Below are 18,321 nucleotides of genomic sequence, written 5' to 3'. Positions count from 1 at the left end.
TGGACGTGGCCCCCACGACGCCAGCCGGTAGCAGTGTCGAGCGGGATGGGACGTTCACGCCGGCTGCTGTGGAGCCGATACCAGTCGCAGCCGCACTCGATCCTGGTCGCGAACGGAAACCGTTAGGGTCGCCTGGCCACAGCAGGAAGGTATGAGCAGCCAGGACTTTCCCACCGAGGAGACTGCCGTCGTCACCTGTGGGCTTCCCTACGCGAACGGGGACCTGCACGTCGGCCACCTCCGGGGCTACACCGCAGCGGACGCGTTCAATCGTGCGCTCGAACGCATCGGGCAGGAGACCGCCTACGTCTCCGGCTCGGACATGCACGGCACACCCGTCGCCGTCAACGCCTGGCAGGAGGGCGTCTCGCCCGAGGAGTTCTCCCTCGAGTGGCACGAGCAGTACGCCGAGACCTTCCCGAAGTTCGACGTCGACTTCGACAACTACGGCCACACCCACGACGAGACCAACACCGAACTGACTCGCGAGATCGTCCGCGAGCTCGAGGCAGAAGGGTTCGTCGAGGAGCGCACGATCGAGGTCGCGTGGGACCCCGAGGAGGACCAGGCCCTGCCGGATCGCTACGTCGAGGGCACCTGTCCCTACTGCGGCGAGCAGGCCCGCGGCGACGAGTGCGACGAGGGCTGCGGTCGCCACCTCGAACCCGGCGAAATCGAGGACCCGGTCTCGACGGTCACCGGCAACCCGGCAGAGTACCGCGAGCGCGAACACAAGTTCTTCACCGTCTCGAAGCTCGCCGATTTCCTGACGGAGTTCCTCGACGATCTCGACGGCACGGACAACGCCCGGAACCAGCCCCGGCAGTGGATCGAAGAGGGGCTCCAGGACTGGTGTATCACCCGGGACATGGACTGGGGAATCGACTATCCGGGCGAGCACAGCTCCGAGGACGATCTCGTCCTCTACGTCTGGGTCGACGCGCCGATCGAGTACATCGCCTCGACGAAGCAGTACTCCGAACGCGTCGGCGCCGACGTCTACGACTGGGAGGACGCGTGGAACGGGAGCGAGCAATCCGACTCGGAGAACGCTGGCGAGATCGTCCACTTCATCGGCCGGGACATCATCCAGCACCACACGATCTTCTGGCCGGCGATGCTCCACGTCGCCGGGTACGACACCCCGCGAGCTGTGTGCGCGACGGGGTTCATCACGATCAACGGGAAGGGGCTCTCGACGAGCCGAAACCGCGCGATCTGGGCACAGGAGTATCTCGACGAGGGGTTCCACCCCGACCTTCTTCGTTACTACCTGACCACGAACGGCGGGCTCCAGCAGGACATCGACTTCTCCTGGGAGAAGTTCGCCGACCGCGTCAACGGCGAGCTCGTCGGCACGCTCGGCAACTTCGCCTACCGCGGTATGCTGTTCGCATTTCGAAACTACGACGGCACCCCAGAGGCGACGGTCTCCGAAGAAGTCGAGGCCGAGATCGAGGACGCGATCGACTCCGTCCACGCCGCCGTCAACGAGTACGACGTCCGCGCGATCGGCACCGCACCGGTCGAGCTCGCTCGCTTCGGTAACGAGTACATCCAGCGCAACGAGCCGTGGTCGCTCGTCGACGACGAGCCCGAGGCCGCCGCACAGGTCATCTACGACTGTGTCCAGCTCTCGAAAGCCTGCGCCGTGCTGGCGGAGCCAGTCATGCCCGGCACGGCCGAGGAGCTGTGGACCCAGCTCGGCGAGGACGGCTCGGTCCACGACGTGGAGCTCGAGGCGGCGCTCGAACCGCCCGCCGACGAGTTCGAGGAACCCACCGAGCTGTTCGAGGGCGTCGAGGACGAGCGCGTCGAGGAGCTCGACGCCAAACTCGCCGACCGGGTCGCCTCAGCAGCAGACGGCGAGGACGAATCCAACGTTGACGAATCTGACGACGCGGCAGACGGCGATTCGGCTGCGGATACCGACGCCACCGACGAGGATGCAGAGAGCGCGGACGACGTGCCCGCCGATCTCGACCCGGTCCTCGAGGACCGGATCGGCTTCGAGGAGTTCCAGGATCTCGACCTTCGCGTCGGACGGATCGAGACTGCCGAGGGAATCGAGGGCGCGGACGAACTCGTCAAGCTAACCGTCGACATCGGGGTCGAGGTCCGTCAGATCGTCGCCGGGCTGAAACAGCTCCACGACGTCGACGAGCTGCCCGGAACGAAGGTGGTGGTGATGGCCAACCTCGAAGCTGCGGAGCTGTTCGGTGTCGAGTCCGATGGCATGGTGCTCGCCGCCGGCGAGCAGGCCGATCTGCTCACGACTTACGAGGACGCGGTGCCTGGCGAGCGAGTTCGATAGGCGCGAGCAACCGGTCCGGTATTGCTCTCTCTCGATCGCACTCCCGCTCGCTCTCCCATCTTCTACTTCTCATCCTCCCACTATCACCGTCTCCTCCCTCCCCTCACTCACTGCCCCGCTGTCGTTTCTATCGACCTCTCGCTGGCGCCGCCGCTCGCCACCGAAGAGCATCGGAAAGGAGAGCCGTTGCGCAGCGGGGCTGCGCGTCGGTGCAGCGTCGCGAGTGGTCAGCCGGCGTGATCAGGCGTCCGCGTCGCCGGATCCGTCCTCGTCGTCGCTGGAGTCGCCGTCGTCGTCAGCGTCGTCGCCCGCAGCGTCGTCAGAGTCTTCGTCGTCGGATTCGACGTCCTCGTCGTCAGCCTCGTCTGCGTCCTCGTCGTCTCCGTCAGCGTCCGCACCTTCGGTATCGTCGCCGTCACTCTCCGATGCATCGTCTTCCTCGGCGTCGTCGTCCATCCCGACGATGTCGGCGATCGCGTCGCCGAGGCCGAAGCTACCGCCGTCGAGGAAGTTCTGGATCGTCTGGTGGATCTCGACGACGTGATCGGGCACGTTCGCGGGCATGTCCGTGGGCGGCCCCTGCTCGCCGTCGGGGCCGACGTCGTCCGGCGCGCTGCCGTTGCCGGGCGCGGCCGCGCTGCCGTTCCCGTTATTCGGAGCGTCGTCCGAGTCGTTGTCCGCGTCGTCCGGTGCGCCCGCGTCGCTCGGCAGCTCGTTCTGCGCGTTCTCGTCGGCCTGTGCGTCCTGGGGCATGGCGGCGCCCGTGGCAGCGACGCCACCGATCAGCAGGGTGGCAGCCAGGGCGACCGCGAGCAGTTTGCGTGCAACCATCGCAGCCGGATCCATGGGCCAGGGGATGAAGAGGGGGCAAGGCCATGGCCGCGATTTCCGGCGACTGAGCGCGTCTCAATCCCAATTAAGCCGAATTAAACGAGTGAAACGGTCCGGGATCCCCGGTCTGGCGTCCGTCGAGATCGGAGGCCGCCGACCGGCACTCTCGCGCGGTCGGTGGTGGGCGCCCGGCGGTGAGCAGTCTGCAGCGAGGATCCATCTGAACCCACGGCGTCGACTGCCGGTTCGATCGAACGGGTCCGGCCCTGGCGCGAGCAGTACCGCTCGGCGCCCGGAGCGGTGAGCCAGGGGGATGGACGGAGCGGTCCTCCGGTCAGGAGAGCTTCCGGCGGAGTTTGTAAGACGCCAGCCGCAGCCGGTAGCTCGTGGACTTCAGCAGGTAGATCGTCATCTCTCCGAACTCGAGGATGACGCCGGCGAGCCCACTGCGGTTGCTCGGCCGGTCCGGCGGCGTCGGCCGTCGTGGTGCCGTCGGGGTGGGCGTCGAGGTCGACGAGTCCTCCGCACCCGACCCCGAGAGTGTCGCCTGTTTGGAGGAGCGTGCCGGCGTCGGTGGCGTCGCCTTCGAGGGTTGGGACGCCTTCCCGCCGGCGCCAGATTCGCTGGCAGCGGTGGAGCCACTCCCTCCATTGGCGAAGCCGATGCCTGCGCCCGCGGTGCCGTTTCCGTCGGCTGCGGTCGCGAAGTCGGGTTGGGTGGCGTGGTCGGCGGCCTGCTCGTGGTCGGGCTCGATGGACTGCAGCAGCGTCCGGAGCTCCTCGACCTCGCGTTCGAGCACGCGGTTCCGCTGCTGGAGGCGCTGGACGGCCTCGTCGGGATCGTCGGCGTCGACCTCGATCGGTTCCGTCTCGATCGGCGACCCGGGCGGGCCGTCGACCGTCCCGGATTCCTCGACGCGTGCCGTCTCGTCGGTCGCTTCGGCAGCGTCTCCCGTCTCCCGTGCCTCCGTCTCCTTCGTCTCGGGATCGGGTGTCGATTCGGGCAGTGTGAGGTCTTCGAGGCTGCCGGTATCTGGCTCGGGCTCCTGGCGAGCGGCGTCTGCTTCGGCGGCGCTTTGTTCGGACGCCTCGATCTCGTTGATGAGGTCGTTGCCGACGGTTTTGAGATCCGGGCGATCGTAGGACTCGAGCCCCGGCGTCGCTCCGGCGTCGTGGGTGTGCTTGCGGCGGAACTGGACGCGCTCGATCGCGTCGTCCCAGTCCGTCATCAGAAAAGCCTCGCCTGGGTCGAGATCGGTCAGCGCTTGCTTGCGCTCCGAGCCGATGATCTTCGAGACCACCTTCACGTCTGCTTCCCAGGTGAGGCGGTGCCAGGCCATCCAGTCACACTGCGTGATGAAGTCCTTGTCCACGGAGGAGGGGCGCTGGGAGACGCCACACATCCCGAGTCCGCGCTTGCGGCCGCGCTTGGCCACGCGTTCGAGAACCTCGCCGAGATCGCCGGCACTGCCCTGCTGTGGGAGGTACTCCTGCATCTCCTCGACGATCAGCAAAAACGGTTTGCGCACTTTCTTCTCGCGGCTGTACAGCTCCTCGATGGTGCGGGTAATGAGCTCCTGGGACTCGTCGACGTCGTCGAACCCCGAGACGTCGAGGATGATCGGAACGTTGCGCTCGAGGCCGATCTCCGCGAGCTTCTCGGCGTGGTCGGGGCCGACGCGAACGTCGGCGAACTCGTCGCCCCCGACGTGGAGTAGCTGGTACTCCTCCTGCAGCCCGTAGTACTCGCCTTCGGTGTCGACGATCAGGAAGTTGTAGCCGTTCTCGAGCAGCTCTTCGGCGATGACGCCGACCGTGTTGGACTTGCCACTCCCGGACTTCCCGGAGACGAACCCCCTGCCAGTCAGGAGCTCGACGACCGGGAGCGATCTCGCGTCCGTGGTGGGCACGATCCACTCGGCGTTGCTGCCCTGGGCCATCGGTCTTCGAAGCCTACCCGCGGAGTCGTTAAATGCTTGTTGTCACCGCCACCGGTCGGGAGGCTACCCGCGGTCGGCATCGATGCGGATCCAGTGCCGGCAGCACGCCAGGGACGCGCGAAACCCTCCGAAACCGGAGAGAAGGCGTCGCTTACTGAACCGAACTGGTAGCCTGCGTCGGTTCGGGTATACGCTGCCAAACCCCATCAACGATCGGACCTGTTCGACCACGGACGAACACGCTTATCACCCTGGTGTGCCTGGCTGATCGGTGTGCACTTTGCGGGACGTCCGGTGGGAACTGGGTCGTGTATATCGCCGGACGGCGGAGCGTTCGCCCCCGTTGGGGGCGGCTGTGGGGATCAGGAATGAACGAGGACGACGCATCTGCGACGGACGAGCCCGACGACACCGACAACGCCGAGGCTGTTGGCGCACACGGTGAGCAGTCCGACGATTCGATCGACGATCGGGCTGCTACACCCGACGGCGCGAGCGACGCGTCTGGAGATACGACGGGACCTGGCTCCGTCGCCGCGACCGAGCTGCAGGTGCCCGATGACGCCACCGAGCAGGAGGAACCTGCCGGGGACGGGCTGTTCGACGAACTGCTCGCCGGGGAACGCATCTTCGAAGACAAAGAGGTGCTTCGCCCCTCCTACACGCCGAATCGGCTGCCACACCGTGGGACGCAAATCAACGAGATCGCGACCGTACTCGTCTCCGCGCTCCGGGGGGACACGCCATCGAACATCCTCGTCTACGGCAAGACGGGGACCGGCAAGACCGCCAGCGCGAAGTACGTCAGCCAGGAGCTGGAGCGCTCCGCATCGGAGTACGAGGTCGACTGCGAGGTCGAGTACATCAACTGCGAGGTCACCGACACGCAGTACCGCGTACTCGCACAGTTGGGCAACGAGTTCATCGAGGACAATCTCGAGCGAGCCGAGGACGACATCTCCGAACTGACCGCCATCGTCGACGCCGTCAACGTCGAACGCGCCCAAGAGCTCGGTTACGAGGATCTCGCCGCCGTCCGCGACCGCATCGAGGAGCTCCGATCCTACACGGAGACGACCGAGGAAATCCCGATGACGGGCTGGCCCACCGACCGGGTCTACCAGTCCTTCTTCGAGGCGATCGACCTCTACGAACGCGTACTGGTGTTCATGTTCGACGAGATCGACAAACTCGTCGAGAAGTCCGGTGACGACACCCTCTACAACCTCTCGCGGATCAACTCCGGCCTCGAACGCTCGAAAGTCTCGATCATCGGCATCTCGAACGACCTCAAGTTCACCGACTTCCTCGATCCGCGCGTCAAATCCTCGCTGGGCGAGGAGGAGATCGTCTTCCCGCCCTACGACGCCCAGCAGATCTCGGACATCCTCGATCAGCGCGCCGAGATGGCGTTCAGCGAGGACGTCATCGAACAGGGCGTCATCCCGCTCTGTGCGGCCTTCGCCGCACAGGAACACGGTGACGCCCGCCGCGCGCTCGACCTGCTGCGCTGCGCCGGCGAGTTCGCCGAGCGTGACGGCGCCGAGCGCGTGGGCGACGAGCACGTCCGGCGCGCGCAGGACAAGATCGAACTGGATCGGATCGTCGAGGCCGTTCGGACGCTCCCGACCCAGTCCAAGCTCGTCCTTCTCTCGATCATCGACCTCGACGAGAACGGGGAGTCCCGGGTGACCACCGGCGAGGTCTACAACGTCTATCGCACGCTCGCCGAGGAGGCCGGCCTCGACCCCCTCACCCAGCGCCGCGCCACCGACCTCATCTCCGAACTCGATATGCTCGGCATCGTCAACGCGGTCGTCGTCTCGAAGGGCCGCTACGGCCGGACGAAGGAGATCAGCGTCTCCGTGCCGACGGACCGCACGCGAGAAGTCATCGAGCAGGACGCGCGGCTGGGCGAGGACAACTGACGCCGTAGTGCCGACCCCGAGGTCGGCAACGATCTCCGCCGTGTCGTCGATTTTTCTGCACTACGTCCGTCGGCGAGCGTACGCATGGTCGAGATCGCACACGTCAACTTCGCCAGCGACGACCCCGCTGAACTCGCGGATTTCTGGGCTGAAGCGCTAGACGCCGAGCGGCTGGACCTGCTCGACGAACTCGGCCTCGAGATCGTCGAGGTACCCGACGGCCCGAACCTCATGCTCCGCGAAGCGCCACGCGGAACGGATCGCGGTCTGCCGATCCACCTCGACCTCCACGCCGAGGATCGCGAGAGCGAGGTCGAGCGCCTCGAAGGACTCGGCGCGATGGTGCGCGAAACGAAGACCGACGAGGAGCACGACACCGTCTGGACGGTGATGGAGGACCTCGCCGGGAACGGCTTCTGCGTGAGCGAGGGGGTAGCAAAGCGGTGCGTCGCGGTTTGCACCACGCAATCCACCGCCAGCGAGGGCGGTGCCCGAGCTGGCGGCCTTTTTTGGTGGAGATTTTTTGGACCGGGGTTCCCGCAACGAGCGACCGCAGGGAGCAAGTGAGGAAATCCCGGTCCAAAAAAGGTCCTTAGAAGTAGTCGACGCCCTCGGGCAGCTCTTCCTTCATACCCTTGCGCTCGCGGATCTCGCCGATGATGTCACGCTGGAGGTTGTCTGCCAGCACGCGGAAGCCAGCGTTCTCGGTGTTCCAGGACGCCCGGCCCTCGGTCGCGGAGCGGATGTCGCTGGAGAAGCCGATCATCTCGTCGACGGGCGCGACGCCCTCGACGACCATGAGGTCGCCTTCCTGGTACATGTCGTCGACGCGGCCACGTCGGCCCTGGATCTCGCCGGAGGCGGCGCCCATGTGTTCGTTGGGCACGTCGATGCGGACCTCCTGGATCGGCTCCAGCAGGCGGATCTCGGTGTGGATCAGCGCGCGGTGGACCGCGTTGCGGACCGCCGGGATGACCTGGGCGGGACCGCGGTGGATGGTGTCCTCGTGGAGGCGGGCGTCGTGGAGTCGGAGGAGCGATCCCTCGACGGGCTCGCCGGCGAGCGGGCCCTCGTCGAGGGCGTCCTCGAGCCCTTCGATGACGAGCTCCATCGTCTCGTTGAGGTGCTGAATCCCCTTCGTGTCGTCGATGAAGATGTTCGCGCCGTGGATCTCCTCGACGTTCTGGGAGGTATCCTTGTCCATGCCGGCGTCCTGTAGCGCCTCGCGGCGCTCCAGCTCGGGCATGTCCATGGACACTTCGCCCTTCTTCAGCGCGTCGATGAGATCCTGCTCGAGCGGCTCGATGGAGATGTAGAAGCGGTTGTGGCGGTTCGGGGAGATCCCCTCGACCTCGCCGCCGGTCGGCTGCTGGGGTGCCTCCCGGAAGACGACGATCGGCTCGCCGGTCTTGACGGGGATGCCCTGGTTGCGCTCGATGCGCTGGGTCTGGACCTCGAGGTGGAGCTCGCCCTGTCCGGAGATGAGGTGCTCGCCAGTGTCCTCGTTGATCTCGATCTGGATCGTCGGGTCCTCCTTGGAGACCTGTCGCAGCGTCTCGATGAGCTTCGGCAGGTCGTCCATGCTCTTGGCCTCGACGGCTTTCGTGATGACGGGCTCGGAGATGTGGTCGACGCTCTCGAAGGGCGTCATTTCGACGGAGGAGACCGTCGAGCCGGCGATCGCGTCGGGGAGACCGGTAACGGACGCGATGTTCCCCGCGGGGACGCGATCCACTTCCTCGCGCTCGTCACCCATGAACAGGCCGACGCTCTGTACGCGATTCTTGCCGGCGGTTCCGGAGACGTAGAGCTCTTGGCCCTCTTCGAGGGTCCCGGAGAAGACGCGCCCGGTGGCGATCTCGCCGGCGTGGGGGTCGACGCCGATGTCGGTGACCATGAAGACGACCTCGCCCTCGGGGTCGACGTCGCGCATCGTCCCGGCGAGCTCCGAGTCCGCGTCGCCGCGCCAGACCCGCGGGATGCGGTGGGGCTGGGCGTCGATCGGGTTCGGGAAGTGCTCACAGACCATGTCGAGCACGACGTCCGAAAGCGGCGTTCGCTCGTGGAGCTCCTGGCGCTTGTCCGCGCGCTCGAGGTCGATGATGTCGCCGAAGTCCATCCCGGTGCGCTGCATCGAGGGCATCGAGACGCCCCACTTGTAGAGCGCGGACCCGAAGCCGACGGTACCTTCCTCGACGCCGACGGTCCAGTCCTCGTCGACGTCGTCCATCTCCTCGGTCATCCCGCGGATGAGCTCGTTGACGTCGCGGATGACCGCAAGCAGGCGCTCCTGCATCTCCTCGGGGCCCTCCTGGAGCTCCGAGATCAGGCGGTCGACCTTGTTGATGAACAGCGTGGGCTTGACGCCCTCGCGGAGTGCCTGTCGCAGCACCGTCTCCGTCTGGGGCATGGCGCCCTCGACGGCGTCGACGACCACGAGCGCACCGTCGACGGCGCGCATCGCGCGGGTGACGTCGCCACCGAAGTCGACGTGGCCCGGCGTGTCGATGAGGTTGATGAGGTAGTCCTCCTCTTCGTACTCGTGGGTCATCGAAACGTTCGCGGCGTCGATCGTGATGCCGCGTTCCTGTTCGTCCTCCTCGGTGTCCATCGCGAGCTGCTCGCCGGCGGTGTCGTCGGAGATCATGCCGGCGCCTGCGAGGAGATTGTCTGTCAGCGTCGTCTTGCCGTGGTCGACGTGGGCGGCGATGGCGATGTTCCGGATCTGTACCGGATCGTCCATCAGCCGCTCGCACTTTTCCACGATCTTCTTGCGGCGTCCCATTGGGGAATCGTATCGCCAGCGGGGTCAAAAGGGTAGTGATCCGCGGGCGCAGTGGCGCCAGCGGTGGGACGCACCGACACAGCACCGTGGCAGCTGGTGACGATCCGGACCAGAACAGTTACCTGCCGATCGGCCGGAGCATCCGGCGTGATCCGCCGTCTCGCTGCACTGGTGGCCGGGCTGGCCCTCGCTGCCGGCCTCTCCCTCGCCCTCGGACAGCTCCTCGCGCTCCGGTACGCGCTCGCGATCGGCGTCGGCGTCGGTACCGGCGTCTTTCTGATCGTCGACGGCTCCGCCGGCGCCGGGGAGGGCTGGCTCTATCACGAGGCCCGGCCGCGGAGCGAACGAATCGTCGACTTCCAGCGATCAGCCGGCGTTGCCGTCGGGATCGGGCTTCTGGTCGCGTGGACGACGGCTGTCGCGTCCGTCGGGCGGATCGGCGCAGCCCTGGTCGTTGCCGTCACCACGATCATCGTCGCGAACCTGGTCTTCCTCTACCAGCGGCCGGCCTACGAGCAGATGCTCGAGGACGAGTAGTAGTCGTCTGGCGAGAGTAGCGTCTGTGGTGAACTACGTCGGGACGTACCCGTGGAGTTCCGCCACAGCGTCTGAAACCAGGTCCGGGGAGAGTTCTCCCTGGAGGTCCTCGAGCTCGCGATGTTTCATCGTCGAGACGTACCACGGCGATATGAACGCGTCAGCGTTCGATCCCCCACGAATCCAGGCATCGCCGGTGACAGCGATTCCGGCGCCGTGAGCCTGCGTCGTCAACGCAAGTACGATGGCTTCCTCGTCCGCGAACGGTTGCGAGCCGTCGCTGACGATCAGCCACGGTCGATATGCTGGCGAGGATTTGTGCAGTGCTGGTCCCCACCAGACCTCACCGCGTCGATTGTCCATCGACGCATCCTCCATCTACGTGTCCTCCCCGACGCCTGGGCCCCAGTCCTCGGAATCTTCGGGACCGAACCGCTCCGTCGCGTTTCGCGCGGTCGCAAGCGACGTCAGCGTCGTGGCGACGTCGGCGTCGGGATCTGCTGCCCAGTACTCGCCTCGGTGGCGCACCAGTTCGCGGTCTTCGAGTCGAGAGAGAACGACGCCGACGCTCCCGCGAGCGATCTCCACTTCCTCGTGGATTTCCTTCGGCGTGAACGCCTGTTCGTCGTTGGCCGAGAGGAAGGCCAGCACCAGCTCCGCGTTCGTGTGACCACCGGGACGTAGCTCGGACTCGTCGTCTTCCTCGAAGCGATCGATCCGGATCGGCACATACGACGTTCGACGCTCCAGTGTAATAGCTGTATTGGGCGTAATTACTGTAATTCCATCTGGTAGCACGTCGTGTCTTGGCCGAGGTATCGCATAAAAAGATCCGCAAGAAATCGCGCCGTTCAGTCGTCAGCGGGCGCCGGGCTGTCGCCGCCTTCGGCCTGCTGCTTCGTCCAGGCGAGCTTGCCACCGGCGGCGAGCATCTCGCGCTCGCGTTCGGAGGCGTCCAGCGTCGCGGTGGCCTCCCAGTCGTCGTTCACGCGGATGGTGAACTCCTCCTGGCCGGAGGCGACCGCTTCGTGGACGTCGTCGACGACGGCGACGTCGTCACCCTGCTCGATCTGCTCGTAAGTCTCCTCGTCGATGAGGAGCGGGACGAGCCCGAAGTTGAAGAGGTTCGCGCGGTGGATCCGTGCGAAGCTCTGTGCGAGGACGCCCTCGATACCGAGATACATCGGGCACATCGCGGCGTGCTCGCGTGAGGAGCCCTGCCCGTAGTTCTCGCCAGCGACGAGCCAGCCACCGTCGGCGGCGGCCGCGCGGTCGGCGAAGGTGTCGTCGACGCGGGAGAGGGTGAACTCAGAGAGCTTGTCGATGTTCGACCGGTACATCAGGATGTCCTGGGTCGCAGGGATGATGTGGTCGGTCGTGATGTTGTCGCCCATCTTGAGGATCGCGGGGCCGTCGATGTCGGCGTCCAGCGCATCCTTGATGGGCACGTCGCCGATGTTGGGGCCCTTGACGAGCCCGTCGTCGGGCGCCTCGTCGGGCGTGATGAGGTCGGTCTTCGAACCGTCGTACTCCTCGGGGAGCTCGAAGCCGGGGTCCTCGAGGTCGCCGAGGTCGTCGGCGAGATCCCGCGGATCGACGATTTCGCCCTTGATCGCCGCGGCGGTGGCGACCTCGGGGCTGCAGAGGTAGACGTTGTCGTCCTCGATGCCGGAACGGCCCTCGAAGTTTCGGTTGAAGGTACGCAGCGAGACGGAGTCGGAGGCGGGCACGTGACCGATGCCGATACACGCACCGCAGGTGGCCTCCGAGAAGTTCACGCCGGCGGCCATCATCTCGGCGACCCAGCCCTGTCGGGCCAGCATCTCCGAGGCCTGCTTGGAGCCGGGTGCGACGATCATCTCGGTCGTCATGTTGACCTCGCGGCCCTCGAGCATCTTCGCGGCGGGGAGGATGTCGGCGAAGGCGCCGTTCGTACAGGAGCCGACCATGACCTGGTCGACGTCCTGGCCAGCGACCTCGCGGACGGGAACGACGTTGTCGGGCATCGAGGGCTCGGCGATGAGCGGCTCGAGGTCCGACAGGTCGACGACGATCTCGTCGGCGTACTCCGCGTCGTCGTCGGGCTGGAGCTCGACGTACTCGTCGGCGCGGTCGACCTTCTCGAGGTACTCCTGGGTGCGCTCGTCCGTCGGGAAGATCGACGACGTGGCGCCCAGCTCCGTACCCATGTTGGTGATCGTCATCCGCTCGGGTGCCGAGAGCGTCTCGACGCCGGGACCGGTGTACTCGAGCACCTTGCCGACGCCGCCCTTGACGGACAGCCGTCGGAGGAGCTCGAGGATGACGTCCTTCGCGGTCGCCCACTCGGGCAGCTCGCCCTCGAGGCGAACGCTGTGGACCTCGGGCATCTCGATGTAGTAGGGCGCGCCACCCATCGCGACGGTGACGTCGATCCCGCCGGCGCCGATGGCGAGCTCGCCGAGCCCGCCGGGCGTCGGCGTGTGAGAGTCCGACCCCAGCATCGTCTTGCCGGGCGCCGCGAAGTTCTCGCGGTGGACGTTGTGACAGATGCCGTTGCCGGGCCGAGAGAAGTACGCGCCGTAGGTGCCGGCCGCAGAGCGCAGGAAGCGGTGGTCGTCGGTGTTCTTGAAGTCGAACTGGTAGGTCTGGTGGTCGCAGTACTGAGCGGCGATCTCGGTCTGGACCTCGTCCAGGCCCATCGCCTCGAACTGCAGCCACACCATCGTCCCCGTGGTGTCCTGGGTCAGGACCTGGTCGATCTCGATACCGATCTCCTCGCCGGGCGTCAGCTCGCCCTCGACGAGGTGGTCATCGAGAATTTTCTCGGTGAGAGTTTGTCCCATAGCGGCCCAATATCGTCACCGCGCGGGTATAAATCCCGCGAGATCCGCGTGTACGATCGTGGGAGACCGCCCCTCGGCGAGCACTATCCGTGCCGAAGCCCGCTCCCGTTTCGGTCTATTCGGCCGCTGGCTGGCGCGCCAACGTCGGAACGAACTTGGCTCCCCCGGTGCCACGAACGCCTATGTTCCGCTCTGGCGCCTTCGTCGCGGAGAACATTAGCCCGATCGAAGAGGAGCAGGTCCAGCCAAACGGCGTCGATCTCACGCTCGAAGCGGTGCTCGAACCCGACGAAGTCGGGCGCATCGGCCGGGACGGCAAGACCGTCGCCGACCGGACTGAGATCGAGCCAGAGGGCGACGATCGCGTGTTCCACCTCGAGCCCGGAGGCTACGTCGTCCGCTATACCGAGACCGTCGCCATTCCCGAGGAACACGTCGGCTTTATTCTGCCCCGCTCCTCGCTCATGCGCAACGGCACCACGCTGGAGACCGCCGTCTGGGATGCGGGCTACGAGGGCAAGGGCGAGGGCCTCCTGCAGGTGACTCATCCCATCGAGATCGAGCAGGGCGCCCGCTTCGGGCAGATCGTCCTCGCGGATGCTGCCCACGAAGACCTCTACGACGGCTCCTACCAGGGCGAACGGCTGGAGTGAATTCGAGAGGGGATACTTTTACTACGATCGTGACCGCTGCGAACCGCTTGGAAGCCCCCTCCCGCTCGTCGTTTCTGAGTCGTTGCGCGCCTCACTCTCTTCGGTCGTTCGGTGCTTACTTCCTCAGAAACGACGAGCGGTCGGCCCCTTCCAGTCCCACCCGAGGGATTTCCCAGGGTAGCTATGCGCACTGGATCGTCCAAAGGGCTATTGCAGGCTGGATTCCCAGCGCGGAGCGCAGCCGGAATCCCCTCGCCGTCACTCAACCGGACTCAGTCCCGGGTGGGGCTTCGGAAGGGGCCGACCGCTCGTCGGTGTAGGCGACGGTGAGCCGAGCACATCGAGCCGAACCTCGACAGACGAGCGGAGCGAGTCTGTCGGTGTAAGCACCGCAGCCGAGCGAGCGCCAGCGAGTGAGGCAAGGCGCGCAGCGAGCGTACACCGACGAGCGGGAGGGGGCTTCCGTAGGAGGTTGCGGTCTATCAGAGACCTACAGTTCCAGCTCAGCAAATTCCTAGGTCGAAACCGGTTTTTGGGAGGCCCCCAAGACAGCCCTATGGCAGGCGAGGCGGTCTCGGCGTTCGTTCCCGGACACGTCACCGGCTTCTTCGCGGTACACGACGGCGAGACTCCGATGACAACGGGCTCTGTCGGCGGGGGAATCACCCTCGCGGACGGGGTGACGGTCACGGTCCGGGCGGGCGAGCGCGAGACATACCTCGACGACACGAGTGCGCCGATCGCGCCGGTCGAGCGGATTCGCGAGGTGCTGGATCTCGACGCGACGGTCCTCGTCGAGAGTGCGCTGCCGCCGGGCTGTGGGTTCGGCGTGTCGGGTGCGGCCACGCTCGGCACCGCGCTCGCGGCGGCGGAGTCATTCGACCTCGAGTACTCCGAGAACGAACTGATCTCGCTGGCCCACGGCGCGGAGGTGCGAGCCGGCACGGGACTCGGCGACGTCGTCGCGCAGGCCCACGGTGGCATGGTGCTTCGAACGGAGCCAGGCGCGCCGGGCGAGGGCGAACTCGATGGCATTTCAGCCCGGGAGACCGTCGAGTATCTCGCGATGGACGAGCTCTCGACAGCCGACGTGCTGGACGGTGAGACGGACGCGCTGAGCGAGTTCGGCGGGCAGTCCCTCCAGATGGTCCGCTCGGAGCCGACTGTGGAGACGTTCATGCGCGCCTCGCGGCGGTTCGCGCGCGAAGCGGAGCTCTTGACCCAGCCGGTGATCGAGGCGATCCAGGAGGCCAACGAGGCCGGCGGCGACGCGGCGATGGCGATGCTCGGCGAGACCGTCTTCTGTCTCGGCACTGGGCTGACCGACGCGGGCTACGACGCCGAGCGGACGGAGATCGATCCAGCGGGCGCGAGCCTCTGCCGGTAGGTCGGCTCGCAGCCCGTGGCGCCGATCGTCGCGACATATCGTTTTCGGCCGATATTCTGGTCAGCTGTCCGAACTGTTCACGCTCCCGACCGCCGTCCATTCACCGCGGAGTCCGGCGAATGTAACTCCAACTGACGGGCGATCTGCCGGCCCGAGAACAGGTGCTGGGGTTTATGCTCCCGCTGTGAGCACCTACCGACCTACCATGGCAGCGTCTGACATTCAGGACGGGCGACTCGTCGAACTCTACCACCGGTACGTCGGCGAACCGGACTCCAAGCGCGACGTCTACGGCTACTGGCTCTTCCTCATGGGGACTGTTGCAGGGATTCTCGGGTTCGTGATCTACGAGGTCGGCGTCGTGATGGGCGGGCAGAACTGGGCGCTCCGGCGCGTCGCGATCGTCCTTGCAGCCTCAGGGGGCGTCTTCGGCTTACTCGGAATCGTCACACTCCTGCCGGTTCGCAGACGCGCGATGCAGGCGAGCATCGTCGGTGCGGCAGTCGCGCTCCTCTCCTTACCGGTCTTCTGGCAGGTCTACCCCGGTAGCTGGAACGTCAGCTCCGGGACGGACTACGCGCCGATCATCATCGCCATCTACAGCCTCGGCGTCGGCGTCGTCGCTGGCGTCGCGGTGCTCGTGCCGATCGTGACGGGGGAGAAGGGGCTGCTCGTCGAACCCGAGCTCGGGATCGACTCGGACGCCTCGCCGGTGCTGCTCGGCGAGGAGACGGAGGACGCCTTCTTCGCGGTCTACGAACACCCGACCAACGACTGGGGCTGGCGAATCATCCAGCGGGACGCAGTCGGCGAGTCCGCCGACCTCGCACCCTCTGACACCGACGCGCGGCTCGCGATCGACGACGTGCGCGAGACGATCGGCGACGCGGGGATGCTGGAGATCACGACGGCGGCCTTCCGCCTCTACAAGACCGAGGCGGGCGGCTGGCGCTGGTCGCTCGTCCGGGACGACGGCAGCGTGCTCGCCCGGAGCGACGAGCCAGCCGCGACGCGTGACGAGGCCGAATCGACGGTCACCTTCCTCAAGGAGGCGATTCCGGGCGCGAGCGTCATCGAGATTCGCTCGGCCGCCTTCGACGTCTCCGAGGACGAACGCGGCGAGTGGCACTGGCGACTGCTGGACGATCAGCGCAAGCCACTCGCGACGGACCCCGACGGCTACGACGACGAGGCGACCGCCCAGCGCGCGACCGACCGCTTCGTCGAGGGCGTCGACGGCACCCGCATCCTCGCGTTCGAGGTCGGCATCGAACTCCTGCCCGGCGACGCCGGCTGGCACTGGCGCGTCGTCGACCGCCAGGATCGCTCCCTCGTGACTAGCGAGGCGGCCTACGAGACTCGGCGAAGCGCCGAGGAGGCGGCCAGCGACGCAGCCGAGCGCGTCGGCGACGCCACGATCGTCGAGCGTGGCACGCCCGGATTCGAATGTTACGGCGTGGGCGAGGGCTACCGCTGGCGGCTGCGCGACGACGCCGACGACCTGATCGCGCACAGCCCCGGGGCCGTCGAGCGATCTGAGACCAACCGCCAGCTGGCCGAGCGAACGCGAGAGGTCGTCGGCAGCGCCGAGACCGTCGAGGTCGCGGGCGCCGACTACGAGGTCTACCCCGTGGACGAACCCGCGTCTGCCGGGGGTGCGGGTGACGGGCAGGCCGCGGACGACGACGCTGCGGGACGGGCCTGGAACTGGCGACTCGTCTCCGCGGATCGTCGGCTGCTCGCGGACAGCACCGAGACGTTCGCGGACAGCGGACTCGCCGAGGAGGCCGCCGGCCGCGTGCGCGAACAGGCGCTGGCGGCGGAGCTCATCGAGTTCGAGCAGGCTGCCTTCCAGCAGTACGAGTCCGGCGGCGAGTGGCGCTGGCGGCTCATCGACGAGGACGGCCAGGTGATGGCCGACAGCGGCGAGGAGTACGGCTCCCGGGAGGAGGTCATGGACGGCATGACGACGCTCAAAGAGAACGCGCCCGACGCCGAGGTGCTGGAGATCGACACCGCCGCCTTCGAGATCTACAAGACCGACGCCGGCGAGTACGCCTGGCGACTCATCGACGAGGCGGGCAAGCTGATCGCCGAGGGTGCGGACACGCATCCCTCCAGAGCCGCCGCACGCGACGCCGTCGAGTTCCTGACCGAACACCTCGACGACGCACGGGTCCGCGGAATGGATACCGCGATCTTCCAGTGCTCGACGGACGCCGAGGCCGACGTCTGGGACTGGTGGCTCGTCGACACCGACGGCACGATCCTCGCGGAGGCGGGCGAGCGCTACCCGACTCGCGACGACGCGACCGCCGCGATCGCGAACGTCAAGGAGGCCGGTGACAGCGCCGAAATCGACGAGATCGGCGCGCTCACCGTTCAGCTCCGGAACGGCAGCGGCTGGCACTGGCGGCTCATCGATCGCGACCGCGAACCGGTCGCGACCGGAGACCGTACCTACGAGGACCGCGGCGCTGCGCTCACCGACGCCCACGCAATCATCGACGGCGCCGACGAGGCACCCGTCTTCGAGCTCGGCGACGGCGTCGTCTGGATCGACAAGACCGAGGATGGCTGGGGCTGGCGGCTCCTCGACGACGATCGCGAGACCGTTGCCGAGGCTGCCGAGCGCTACGACACCCGGCACGCCGCCGTCGAGGCCGTCGAGACGGTCCAGTCCCGGGCACCCGACGCCGGGACGCTCGAGTTCGAGACGCTGGCCTTCGAACTGCACCGCGACGAGGCCGACGGCTGGGCGTGGCGCCTCCTCGACGAGCGCGAGCGCGTCCGCGCCGTCAGCGCTGCGGACTACGAGATTCGCGACGACGTCCAGATCGCGATCGACGAGACGAAAGAGATCGTCGGCGACTCTAGCATCCTCGAGATCGACGAGGCTGCCTTCGAGTTCCACGAGCGCGGCGGCGGGTGGATCTGGCGGCTCGTCGACGAGAACGGACGATCGCTCGCCGAGTCCGTCGAGCCACACCCATCGAGGCAGGTGGCTCGCGAGGAGATGCTGACGGTGAAAGAGCACGGCCCGAACGGTGAGACCGTCGTGACCTGGTGACTGGCAACCCAGCGCAGTAGCCTGATCGTTCGCTGTTCGCTTCCGCGGCCTG

General features: G+C 66.8%; 13 protein-coding genes. 7 read left to right on the top strand and 6 right to left on the bottom strand.

The features are described from left to right. The first annotated feature begins 151 nt into the window (after positions 1-151). Complete coding sequence (metG, locus tag MXF70_RS02410) at positions 152-2,314, top strand: methionine--tRNA ligase (protein WP_248517067.1); 2,163 nt, start codon at positions 152-154, stop codon at positions 2,312-2,314. A 240-nt stretch (positions 2,315-2,554) separates the two neighbouring features. On the opposite strand, the gene MXF70_RS02405 is transcribed toward metG, so the two are convergent. Beyond that, the gene (locus MXF70_RS02405; RefSeq protein WP_248517065.1) at positions 2,555-3,145 is read right to left on the bottom strand and encodes a hypothetical protein; all 591 of its coding nucleotides are present in this window, start codon (positions 3,143-3,145) and stop codon (positions 2,555-2,557) included. 334 nt (positions 3,146-3,479) lie between these two features. Further along, positions 3,480-5,084 (bottom strand): helicase HerA domain-containing protein, encoded by a 1,605-nt coding sequence (locus MXF70_RS02400; RefSeq protein ID WP_248517063.1) that lies wholly within the window; start codon positions 5,082-5,084, stop codon positions 3,480-3,482. Positions 5,085-5,452: 368 nt separating this feature from the next. On the opposite strand from MXF70_RS02400, the gene MXF70_RS02395 reads away from it, so the two are divergent. Together MXF70_RS02395 and MXF70_RS02390 are read left to right on the top strand one after the other, a co-directional pair. After that, positions 5,453-7,012, top strand: coding sequence for a Cdc6/Cdc18 family protein (locus MXF70_RS02395; protein WP_259370386.1), 1,560 nt, complete (start codon positions 5,453-5,455; stop codon positions 7,010-7,012). An 84-nt stretch (positions 7,013-7,096) separates the two neighbouring features. Then, on the top strand, positions 7,097-7,579 hold the full coding sequence (locus MXF70_RS02390) for a VOC family protein (protein ID WP_248517061.1): 483 nt from the start codon (positions 7,097-7,099) through the stop codon (positions 7,577-7,579). Between the two features lie 25 nt (positions 7,580-7,604). Here the strand turns inward: MXF70_RS02390 and MXF70_RS02385 are convergent, their stop codons facing one another. Continuing rightward, entirely contained in the window at positions 7,605-9,797 is a 2,193-nt protein-coding gene (locus tag MXF70_RS02385; protein ID WP_248517059.1) for an elongation factor EF-2, read from the bottom strand. A 147-nt stretch (positions 9,798-9,944) separates the two neighbouring features. Here MXF70_RS02385 and MXF70_RS02380 point away from each other — a divergent pair, with 147 nt between their 5' ends. Next, a complete protein-coding gene (locus MXF70_RS02380; protein WP_248517057.1) occupies positions 9,945-10,334 on the top strand; it encodes a hypothetical protein in 390 nt (129 codons plus the stop codon). Positions 10,335-10,367: 33 nt separating this feature from the next. Here the strand turns inward: MXF70_RS02380 and MXF70_RS02375 are convergent, their stop codons facing one another. The 3 genes from MXF70_RS02375 to MXF70_RS02365 all read right to left on the bottom strand — a co-directional run bounded on the left by MXF70_RS02375 (position 10,368) and on the right by MXF70_RS02365 (position 13,159). After that, on the bottom strand, positions 10,368-10,712 hold the full coding sequence (locus tag MXF70_RS02375) for a hypothetical protein (RefSeq protein ID WP_248517055.1): 345 nt from the start codon (positions 10,710-10,712) through the stop codon (positions 10,368-10,370). After that, complete coding sequence (locus MXF70_RS02370; RefSeq protein WP_248517053.1) at positions 10,713-11,063, bottom strand: MarR family transcriptional regulator; 351 nt, start codon at positions 11,061-11,063, stop codon at positions 10,713-10,715. It lies immediately after the preceding gene. A gap of 122 nt (positions 11,064-11,185) precedes the next feature. Further along, positions 11,186-13,159, bottom strand: coding sequence for an aconitate hydratase (locus MXF70_RS02365; protein ID WP_248517052.1), 1,974 nt, complete (start codon positions 13,157-13,159; stop codon positions 11,186-11,188). A gap of 182 nt (positions 13,160-13,341) precedes the next feature. Here MXF70_RS02365 and MXF70_RS02360 point away from each other — a divergent pair, with 182 nt between their 5' ends. The 3 genes from MXF70_RS02360 (at position 13,342) to MXF70_RS02350 (ending at position 18,269) form a co-directional block, all read left to right on the top strand. Further along, entirely contained in the window at positions 13,342-13,812 is a 471-nt protein-coding gene (locus tag MXF70_RS02360; RefSeq protein ID WP_248517050.1) for a deoxyuridine 5'-triphosphate nucleotidohydrolase, read from the top strand. 556 nt (positions 13,813-14,368) lie between these two features. Then, a complete protein-coding gene (locus MXF70_RS02355) occupies positions 14,369-15,199 on the top strand; it encodes a pantoate kinase (RefSeq protein WP_248517049.1) in 831 nt (276 codons plus the stop codon). Between the two features lie 205 nt (positions 15,200-15,404). Then, positions 15,405-18,269: a DUF1508 domain-containing protein gene (locus tag MXF70_RS02350; RefSeq protein ID WP_248517048.1), complete on the top strand. Its 2,865-nt coding sequence runs from the start codon at positions 15,405-15,407 to the stop codon at positions 18,267-18,269. The last annotated feature ends 52 nt before the right edge of the window (positions 18,270-18,321 follow it).

Source organism: Salinarchaeum laminariae (assembly GCF_023204835.1).
Classification (GTDB): domain Archaea; phylum Halobacteriota; class Halobacteria; order Halobacteriales; family Salinarchaeaceae; genus Salinarchaeum; species Salinarchaeum laminariae.
This window is presented reverse-complemented; position numbering and strand designations above follow the sequence as displayed.

Bases quoted from the DNA above. Each gene is read 5' to 3' on its own strand.
- MXF70_RS02355 (WP_248517049.1), top strand. From the start codon at position 14,369: ATGGCAGGCGAGGCGGTCTCGGCGTTCGTTCCCGGACACGTCACCGGC.
- MXF70_RS02365 (WP_248517052.1), bottom strand. From the start codon at position 13,159: ATGGGACAAACTCTCACCGAGAAAATTCTCGATGACCACCTCGTCGAG.
- MXF70_RS02360 (WP_248517050.1), top strand. From the start codon at position 13,342: ATGTTCCGCTCTGGCGCCTTCGTCGCGGAGAACATTAGCCCGATCGAA.
- MXF70_RS02385 (WP_248517059.1), bottom strand. From the start codon at position 9,797: ATGGGACGCCGCAAGAAGATCGTGGAAAAGTGCGAGCGGCTGATGGAC.
- metG (WP_248517067.1), top strand. From the start codon at position 152: ATGAGCAGCCAGGACTTTCCCACCGAGGAGACTGCCGTCGTCACCTGT.
- MXF70_RS02405 (WP_248517065.1), bottom strand. From the start codon at position 3,145: ATGGTTGCACGCAAACTGCTCGCGGTCGCCCTGGCTGCCACCCTGCTG.
- MXF70_RS02375 (WP_248517055.1), bottom strand. From the start codon at position 10,712: ATGGAGGATGCGTCGATGGACAATCGACGCGGTGAGGTCTGGTGGGGA.
- MXF70_RS02350 (WP_248517048.1), top strand. From the start codon at position 15,405: ATGGCAGCGTCTGACATTCAGGACGGGCGACTCGTCGAACTCTACCAC.
- MXF70_RS02390 (WP_248517061.1), top strand. From the start codon at position 7,097: ATGGTCGAGATCGCACACGTCAACTTCGCCAGCGACGACCCCGCTGAA.
- MXF70_RS02395 (WP_259370386.1), top strand. From the start codon at position 5,453: ATGAACGAGGACGACGCATCTGCGACGGACGAGCCCGACGACACCGAC.
- MXF70_RS02400 (WP_248517063.1), bottom strand. From the start codon at position 5,084: ATGGCCCAGGGCAGCAACGCCGAGTGGATCGTGCCCACCACGGACGCG.